Source organism: Desulfosporosinus metallidurans (assembly GCF_001936615.1).
Taxonomy (GTDB): Bacteria; Bacillota; Desulfitobacteriia; order Desulfitobacteriales; family Desulfitobacteriaceae; genus Desulfosporosinus; species Desulfosporosinus metallidurans.
Map to the genome: position 1 here is coordinate 1 of NZ_MLBF01000270.1, position 204 is coordinate 204.

1 pseudogene is annotated in these 204 nt (G+C 48.5%); it reads left to right on the forward strand.

What is annotated here, in order from left to right:
- Positions 1–204: pseudogene (locus tag DSOL_RS27045) on the forward strand (hypothetical protein); the annotation flags it as partial.

Genomic DNA, 204 nt, shown 5'->3' on the forward strand with positions numbered 1-204 from the left:
AAGTCCACTCCCCAAAAACGGCCCATAACCCGGTTTTTAGTCCCGGAACTTGTACCCCATTACCCTGATGTTTGCACACTACGAGTGGTGCCCGGATTGCATGAGGAATTGTTTTCTCGGGAAACTTTGGATTTATTTTATTCGACGTTATACGTTGTCACTCCTCAAAGCAACCGAATGGGGTACCGCTTACAAGGCAGGGCG